Source organism: Aquabacterium sp. A08, assembly GCF_011742065.1.
In genome coordinates, this window is the sequence record NZ_JAAQQT010000492.1 from 1 (window position 1) to 999 (window position 999).

At 73.4% G+C, this 999-nt stretch carries 1 protein-coding gene; it reads left to right on the forward strand.

Features of this window, described 5'->3' with window-relative positions:
- Nucleotides 1-127 precede the first annotated feature (127 nt).
- Nucleotides 128-999, forward strand: an 872-nt coding sequence (locus tag HA630_RS02815; protein ID WP_166832246.1) for a DUF1631 family protein, incomplete at its 3' end; no start/stop codon positions are given.

Below are 999 nucleotides of genomic sequence, written 5' to 3' on the forward strand. Positions count from 1 at the left end.
CGCCGCGAGGACCTGATCAAGCCCACCAAGAAGGCCGAAGACCCGGACGACCCGAACGCCGGCGCGGCGGTCTGATGCGCGCCCGCGGCGGCCCGTTGCACGCGCGGCCGCTGGCATACTCTCACCCATGAACCCGCCCCCGGCCGCAACACCTGCCCTGGCCGCCCAGGCCCGGCAGGTGTTCGTGCGCCACCTGATCGACGACCTGCCGCAGGTGCTGCAGCGTCTGCTGGACGACCTGCAGGAGCGGAGCAGCGAAGCGGTGTACAGCGACGCGAGCCAGCGCCTGCAGGACACCCGGGTGCATCTGCAACGCCTGGGCCCGGCCTGGCTGGACCGGTGCCGGACCTGCCTGTCCCGGTCGCTCAAACCGGTGGCCCCGGCCTCTGACGGCCACGACGGTACGGCGCTGAGCCTGGTGGCCGAGGAGGCGGTGGAAAGCCAGATTCTGGCGGCGCGGGCGGCCTTGGTGGCGGTGGACAAAGGCCACGAGGCCCTGAACGAATTGCGGCTGCGCTTGCAGCACTTGGAGCTGACCGACGAGCTGGACAAGCGCGACCCGGTGCTGGCCCTGAACGTGACCCAGGGCCTGGTGGACGCCTGGCTGGACGCGGGCCTGAGCCGCACCGACTGGCAGCACAACCAAGCCCTGCTGCACACCCTGCTGGCCAAACTGGTGGCAGCAGGCTACGACGAGGCCAACCGATTCCTGCTGTCGCGCGGCGTGCTGCCGCAGATCGACCTGCGCGACCTGGTCAAACGCAGCGGGCGTGCCGGCCCGGCCATGGCGCCGGCCGCCATGGCCGCCACCGGGGTGCCGAGCCGGCCGGGCGGTTTCGGCCCCACCGGCTTCAGAACCAGCGGCTACGGGGGCTTGACCCATGTGGTGCCCCTGCGGACCGCTTCGGGCGGCGCGCCGCTGGAGCCGGGGCCGGCCCCCGGGCTGGCGGGCGCGGTGCCCGACGCGCCGGTCGATGGCCGGCAGGTGGTGGCCCAGCG